This is a genomic window from Isoptericola sp. NPDC060257 (genome assembly GCF_042726645.1).
GTDB lineage: Bacteria > Actinomycetota > Actinomycetes > Actinomycetales > Cellulomonadaceae > Isoptericola > Isoptericola nanjingensis.
Window position 1 is genome coordinate 1 of the sequence record NZ_JBHXAW010000260.1, and the last position, 6,304, is coordinate 6,304.

A 6,304-nucleotide genomic window follows, 5' to 3' on the forward strand; every position below is an offset into this window, starting at 1 on the left:
CCCTGCCGCTGGAGATCTACCTGCAGCGCGAGACCGACCCCGACGCCGCCGTCGCGCTGTCCCTCCTGCTCGTCGTCGTCGCCGTCCTCGTCATCGCCGCCACGCGGCGGGACCGGAGCCTGCTGTGACGCTGACGTTCGCCGCCACGCTGCCCGCCCGCGGCTTCGACGTCGAGCTCGACGTCCCCGAGGGCCGCACCCTCGCCCTGCTCGGCCCCAACGGGGCGGGCAAGTCGACGGCGCTCGGCCTCACGGCGGGCACGCTGCGCCCGCACGACGGCGAGATCGTGCTCGACGGCCGCCCTCTCGTGCGCGCCGCCGGCGGCCGCGTCCGCACCTGGGTGGCGCCGCACGACCGGCACGTCGCGCTGCTCGCGCAGGAGCCGCTGCTCTTCCCGCACCTGTCCGTGCGGCAGAACGTGGCGTTCGGGCCGCGGTCCCAGGGCGCCCGACGGCGCGCGGCCGATGCGGCGGCAGGCCGGCGGCTCGAGCAGGTCGGGCTCGCGCACCTGGCGGACCGCGCGCCCTCGACCCTGTCGGGCGGGCAGGCGCAGCGCGTCGCCGTCGCGCGGGCGCTCGCGGCCGAACCGCGGCTGCTGCTGCTCGACGAGCCCATGGCCGCGCTCGACGTCGACGTCACGCCCGAGCTGCGCCAGACCCTCCGCCACCTGCTCGAGGGGCAGACGGCGGTGATCACCACCCACGACGTCCTCGACGCGCTGCTGCTCGCCGACGAGGTGGCCGTGGTCGAGGGCGGGCGCGTCGTCGAGCACGGCCCGACCGCCCAGGTCCTGAGCCGGCCGCGCAGCGCGTTCGCGGCGAAGATCGCCGGGCTCAACCTCCTGGCCGGGTCGTGGACCGGCGACGGCGTGCGCACCGCCGCGGGCGAGGTGGTGCACGGCCGCACCCCGGCCGACGGGATCGCCGCGGGGACGCCGACGACCGCCGTCTTCCGACCCGCCGCCGTCGCCGTGTACCTCGACGAGCGGCACGGCTCCCCGCGCAACGCGTTCCGCGCCACGGTGCGGTCCCTCGAGCCGCGCGGCGACCTGGTGCGCGTGCGCACCGACCGCCTCGCCGCCGACGTCACGCCCCAGTCCGCCGCCGAGCTCGCCCTCGTGCCCGGCGCGCGGGTGTGGCTGACGGTCAAGGCCGCGGAGGTCGACGTCTACCCGGCCTGACCCTCAGAGCGCCTCGTCGTGCGCCAGCTCGAGCCGGTAGCCACGCTTGACCACCGTCTTGACCAGCTCGCGGCGACCGGTGGCGTCGCGCAGGCGGGCGACGGCGACCTCGACGGCGTGCGGGTCGCGGGAGCTGCCGGGCAGCACGTCGAGCACGCGCTCGCGCGGCACGACGTCGCCGCCGGCGGAGGCGAGCAGCCGCAGCACCTCGACGCCGGTCGGCGACAGGGGCAGCACCTGCTGGTCCAGGACGGCGACGCGCGCCCGGATGACGAGCGGCCCGGCGACGGTGGCGAGGGCCACCGACTCCAGGTGCTCGTAGTGCCCGACGATCGACCGCACGAGCGCGCCGAGCCGGCCGCGCTCGGGCTGCAGGGTCGGGATGCCGCGCGACTCCAGCGGGCGCGCGGTGACGGGCCCGACGGCGGCGGCGACCATCGACCCGTCGACGAACCGCGCCACGACCGCGTCGCGCAGGCCCTGGGTCTCGACGGCGCGCAGCCACGCCTCGGCGCCGGGCGCGGACGTGAAGGCGACCGCGTCGATCTCGCCCGCCGCGGCGGCGCGCACGGAGGCCTCGACGGCGGCCGGGTCGGGCGGCGGCCCCCACCGGTACACGACCAGCGCGGACACCCGGGCGCCCGCCTTCTCGAACACGACGTCCAGCCCGTCGGCGCCCGCACCGTGGTGCTGGATGGCGACGTGCAGCCCGCTCACGCCCTCGCTGAGCAGCACCTCGGCGACCTCGGCGGACGTCTCGGACTCCGCGACCCAGTCGGCCTGCAGCCCCGCGGCCTGGATGGCGCCGCGCGCCTTGGGACCGCGCGCGACGATCCGCGACCGGCCCAGGACGGCGAGCAGGTCGTCGGCGAGCCCGTGCGCGTCGGCGGCCTCGATCCACGCGCGGAACCCGACGCCGGTGGTCGCGACGACGACGTCCGGCGGGTCGGCGACGAGGGCGCGCGTCGCCGCGATCAGGGCGTCGTCGTCCACGTGCGGGATCATGCTGAGCGCCGGAGCGTGCCGGACGGCGGCGCCGCGGCGCTCCAGGGCGGCGGCCAGCTCGCCCGAGCGGCGGTCGGCCGTGACCAGCACCGTGCAGCCCGCCATCACCTGCCCCAGCGCCGGCCGTGGGCCCGGCGCGGTATCAGCCACCGACCTGCCCTGCGGCTCCTCCTGCGTCACGCGCGACCTCCAGCAGCTCCTCGTGGGCCACGTCGCCGATCACGACCACGGCCGGCGCGCGGACCCCGACCTCCTCGGCACGCTTGGCGGCCAGGTCGAGGGCGACGCGCGTGACCCGCTGGTCGGGCAGCGAACCTCGTTCCACGATAGCGACGGGCGTCCCCGGCGCGGCGCCCGCGTCCAGCAGGCGGGCGACGATCCCGGGCAGCGCGGCCACGCCCATGAGCACGACCAGCGTCGCCGCCCGCGAGGTCACGCACGCGACGGAGACGTCGTCGAGCACGTCGCCGCCCGCCGCGCCGTCGCGGGTGTGGCCCGTGACGACGTGGAACGCCGTCGTCGTGCCGCGGTGCGTCAACGGCACCCCGGCCAGCGCGGGCGCGGCGAGCGCGGACGAGACCCCGGGCACCACCTCGACCGGCACCCCGGCGGCCCGGCAGGCCGCGACCTCCTCGCCGCCGCGGCCGAAGACGAACGGGTCGCCGCCCTTGAGGCGCACCACGCGCTGGCCGGCCAGCGCGCGCGCCACGATCAGCGCGTCGATCTCCTCCTGCGGCAGCGTGTGCCGGCCCGGCGTCTTGCCGACGTCGACGACCTCGACGCCGGGGTCCAGGTCGTCGAGCACCTCGCGCGGCACCAGCCGGTCGGTGACGACGACGTCGGCCGTGGTCAGCGCGCGCCACGCGCGGTACGTGAGCAGGTCCGCGGCGCCCGGACCGGCGCCGACCAGGGTGACGCGGCCGAGGGTCGCGCCGGGCGTCGTCATCCGATCCCCACGTGCACGACGCCGTCGGACACGACGACCGGGAACGACGCGAGGTCCCCCGCCAGCCCCGCGCGCGGCTCCTTGCCCGCCGCGTCGAGGCAGCGGCCCGTGTGCAGCTCGAAGACCTGCTTGTACACCGGGGACGCCACCGTGGGCGTGCCGCCGCGGGTGCCGACGATGCCGCGCGACATGACGTTCGCGCCCGAGTACGGGTCCAGCTGCTGCACGGCGCAGACCGTGCCGTCCAGCAGGCGGAACAGCGCCACCTGCAGCTCCTCGCCGTCCGAGCCGGTCACCAGGGCGGCGGCGCCGCGCTCGGGGACCAGCGCGCCCAGCGGGCAGACGGCGGTCCAGCCGGGGCCGTCCACGAGGGTCGTGGCGGTGGTGCTCGGAGTCAGGGCGGTCATGCGCGCACCTCCAGGGTGGGGCCGGCGACGAGGACGGGGCTGGTGAGGGCGGAGACGAGGTCGGGGTCGACAGGGCCGTCGGCGCCGGAGGCGACCTCGTCCGCGGTGGCCGGGCGCTTCTGCCCGCGCTCGGGCACGTACGCGAGCGCCGGGTCGGGCGTGGTCGGGGCGTTGACGAAGGAGCCGAACCGGGCCAGCTTCTCCGGGTCGTCGAGCACGGCCTTCCACTCGTCCTCGTACCCCTCGACGTGCTGCGCCATCGCGGCATCGAGGTCCGCGCCGATGCCGAGGGAGTCCTCGATCACCACCTGGCGGATCGCCTCGAGCCCGCCCTCGTACTCCTCCACCCACGGCGCGGTGCGCTGCAGCCGGTCGGCGGTGCGGATGTACAGCATGAGGAAGCGGTCGACGGTGCGCAGCAGCTCGGCGGACGAGAGATTCTCGGCGAGGAGCCGCGCGTGCCTCGGCGTCTGGCCGCCGTTGCCGCCCACGTAGACGTTCCACCCCTGGTCGGTGGCGATGACCCCGACGTCCTTGCCGCGGGCCTCCGCGCACTCGCGGGCGCAGCCGGAGACGCCGAGCTTGAGCTTGTGCGGCGAGCGCAGCCCGCGGTACCGCAGCTCGAGCTCGACGGCCATGCCCACCGAGTCCTGCACGCCGTACCGGCACCAGGTGGACCCGACGCACGACTTCACGGTGCGCAGCGACTTGCCGTACGCGTGCCCGGACTCGAAGCCGGCGTCCACGAGCCGCCGCCAGATCTCCGGGAGCTGCTCGACGCGGGCGCCGAACATGTCGATCCGCTGGCCGCCGGTGATCTTCGTGTAGAGGCCGAAGTCCTTCGCGACCTGCCCGACGACGATCAGCCCCTCGGGCGTCACCTCGCCACCCGGCATGCGCGGGACGACCGAGTACGTGCCGTCCTTCTGCATGTTGGCGAGCATGTGGTCGTTGGTGTCCTGCAGGGTGGCCTGCTCGCCCGCGAGGATGTGCCCGTTCCCGAGGCTGGCCAGGATCGAGGCGACCGTGGGCTTGCAGATGTCGCAGCCGCGGCCGGCGTCGCTCGCGCCGTCGGGCACCCGCCCGAACCTGGCGATGATCTCGCTGAACGTGTGCAGGTCGGCCACGCGCACGGCGTCGAAGAGCTGGGCGCGGGAGAGCTCGAAGTGCTCGCACAGCGCGTTGCTCACCTCGACGCCGGCCCTGGCCAGCTCCGTCTTCGTCAGCTTGGTGACCAGCGGCAGGCAGGCGCCGCACGTGGTGCCGGCGCGGGTGCACGCCTTGACGCCGGCGACGTCGGTGCAGTCGTGCTCCGTCACCGCGCCGCGGATCGTGCCCGCCGAGACGTTGTTGCACGAGCAGACGTTCGCGTCGTCGGGCAGCTCGAGCGAGGGCGCGCCGCCCGCGCCCTCGGGCAGCAGGAACGCCGACGGGTCGCCCGGCAGCTCCGCGCCGAGCATCGGGCGCAGCGACGCGTACGGACGGGCGTCGCCGACGAAGACGCCGCCCAGCAGGGTCCGCGCGTCGTCGGCCATGACGAGCTTGCTGTAGACGCCGCGCAGCGGGTCGGCCCACACGATCTCGACCGACTTCTCGGTGCGGCCGTGCGCGTCGCCGAAGCTCGCGACGTCGACGCCCGAGAGCTTGAGCTTGGTCGCCGTGTCCGCGCCGGGGAACGTGGCCTCGCCGCCGAGCAGCCGGTCGGCCACGACCTCCGCCATCGTGTTGCCGGGCGCCACCAGGCCGAGGCAGCGGCCCTCGATGCAGGCGACCTCGCCGATCGCCCAGACGTGCGCGTCGGCCGTGCGGCAGGTGAGGTCGACGACGGCACCGCCGCGCTCGCCGACCTCCAGGCCGGCCGCGCGGGCCAGCTCGTCGCGGGGCCGCACGCCCGTGGCCATCACGACGACGTCCACGTCCAGCCGGCCGCCGTCGGCGAAGTCCATGCGGCCCACGTGCCCGGTGCGGCGGTGCGGGCGGATCGCCTTGGTCGCGGTGTCGGTACGCACCGAGATGCCCTTGTCGTTGATGAGCCGCTTGAGCGCGTGCCCGCCGCCCAGGTCGATCTGCACGTCCATGAGGTGCGTGCCGAACTGGATCACCGTGGCCTGCGCGCCGAGCGCCTTGAGCGCGCCCGCGGCCTCCAGCCCCAGCAGTCCGCCCCCGACGACCGCGCCGCGCACCGGCCGCTCGACCACGCCGCCCCGCGTCTCGACGCGCCCCGCCTCGCGCTTGGACTCGACCCAGCCGCGCAGCGCCGCGACGTCGTCGATCGTGCGGTACACGAAGACGCCGGGCAGGTCGTTGCCGTCGATGGGCGGCATCGCGGCGCTCGACCCGGTCGCGAGCACCAGCTCGTCGTAGGCGTGCACGCGGCCGAGGCGGTCGGTGACCGTCCGCGCGGCGCGGTCGATCGACGCGACGGCGCAGTCCCGGTGCAGGTCGACCAACGGGTCGTCCCACAGCGCCGGGTCGCCGAGCGTGAGCTCCTCGGCGTCGCGCACCTCGAAGTAGCGCGTGAGCCCGACCCGGTCGTACGGCTTGCGCGGCTCCTCCGCGAAGACGGTCACGCGCCAGGCGCCGGCGTCGTCGCGCGCCCGCAGCGCCTCGACGAAGCGCTGCGCGACCATGCCGCCGCCCACGACGACGACGTGCCGCGGGTCCGGCCGGGTGCTGGGGGGCGTGCCCTGCGTCTCGTTCATGGCGCTGACGCTAGGAAGCCGCCGTGTCGCGGCCGTCAGGCCACGGTTACCTCACGGGAACATC

5 protein-coding genes and 1 pseudogene are annotated in these 6,304 nt (G+C 76.0%); 2 read left to right on the forward strand and 4 right to left on the reverse strand.

The window, feature by feature from the left end; translation table 11 throughout:
- A pseudogene (locus ACFWEK_RS17375) lies at positions 1–128 on the forward strand (molybdate ABC transporter permease subunit); the annotation flags it as partial.
- Positions 125–1,180, forward strand: a complete 1,056-nt coding sequence (locus tag ACFWEK_RS17380; protein WP_430554840.1) for a sulfate/molybdate ABC transporter ATP-binding protein — start codon at positions 125–127, stop codon at positions 1,178–1,180. The pseudogene ACFWEK_RS17375 and the gene ACFWEK_RS17380, both read left to right, overlap by 4 nt.
- A 3-nt stretch (positions 1,181–1,183) precedes the next feature.
- Here the strand turns inward: ACFWEK_RS17380 and ACFWEK_RS17385 are convergent, their stop codons facing one another.
- Genes ACFWEK_RS17385 through nirB form a run of 4 tightly spaced genes read right to left on the reverse strand, consistent with a single transcriptional unit; the run spans position 1,184 to position 6,240 of the window.
- Positions 1,184–2,290 carry a uroporphyrinogen-III synthase gene (locus tag ACFWEK_RS17385; protein WP_430554843.1) on the reverse strand — a complete coding sequence of 369 codons (1,107 nt, stop codon included), beginning with the start codon at positions 2,288–2,290 and terminating at the stop codon, positions 1,184–1,186.
- Between the two features lie 37 nt (positions 2,291–2,327).
- Positions 2,328–3,131, reverse strand: a complete 804-nt coding sequence (gene cobA / locus ACFWEK_RS17390) for a uroporphyrinogen-III C-methyltransferase (RefSeq protein WP_430554841.1) — start codon at positions 3,129–3,131, stop codon at positions 2,328–2,330.
- The gene (gene nirD / locus ACFWEK_RS17395) at positions 3,128–3,538 is read right to left on the reverse strand and encodes a nitrite reductase small subunit NirD (RefSeq protein WP_430547554.1); all 411 of its coding nucleotides are present in this window, start codon (positions 3,536–3,538) and stop codon (positions 3,128–3,130) included. Before nirD ends, cobA begins: the two co-directional genes overlap by 4 nt.
- Positions 3,535–6,240: a nitrite reductase large subunit NirB gene (gene nirB, locus ACFWEK_RS17400; RefSeq protein ID WP_430554842.1), complete on the reverse strand. Its 2,706-nt coding sequence runs from the start codon at positions 6,238–6,240 to the stop codon at positions 3,535–3,537. The genes nirD and nirB overlap by 4 nt, the downstream gene beginning before the upstream one ends.
- Positions 6,241–6,304: the final 64 nt, after the last annotated feature.